This is a genomic window from Aminobacter sp. P4_D5 (genome assembly GCF_056401815.1).
Window position 1 is genome coordinate 1 of record NZ_JBFUIP010001447.1, and the last position, 510, is coordinate 510.

General features: G+C 68.4%; 1 protein-coding gene. It reads left to right on the forward strand.

Translation table 11 applies throughout. The features are described 5' to 3' along the window. Positions 1–471 (forward strand): hotdog family protein (locus tag AC1DWF_RS38890; RefSeq protein WP_476843717.1); only part of this gene is annotated, 471 nt, incomplete at its 5' end. Positions 472–510 lie beyond the last annotated feature (39 nt).

Consider the following 510-nt stretch of genomic DNA (forward strand, 5'->3'; position numbering starts at 1 on the left):
GATTTCGACGATATCGAAGTGGGTCAGGCGATCCCGAACGTGGTGAAGGGGCCGATGACGACGGCGCATATCGTGCGCTGGTCGGCCGCCATGGAGAACTGGCACCGCATCCACTACGACTGGAAATACGCCACCGAGCATGACGGCCTGCCGGACGTCATGGTGAATGGCAGCTGGAAGCAGCACGTCATGATCCAGCTGCTCGCGGACTGGGCGGGCGACACGGGCTGGGCCTGGAAGGTCGCCTTCCAGTTCCGCGGGATGAACCTCCCCGGCGATACGCTGACCGCCTGGGGCAAGGTCACGGGCAAGGAGCGGCGCGGCCGCTTCGGCGTCGTGGACCTCGAGATCGGCATGCTCGACCAGAAGGGCCAGGAGGGCACGCCCGGCACGGCGCGCGTGGTGCTGCCGCTGCGCGGCGGGCCGCCGGTGCCCTACCCTTTCGATCCCGCGGTGCTCGACGCGGCATGAGCGGGCATTCGCCGCTCGCACGCTATCGCGTGCTGGACC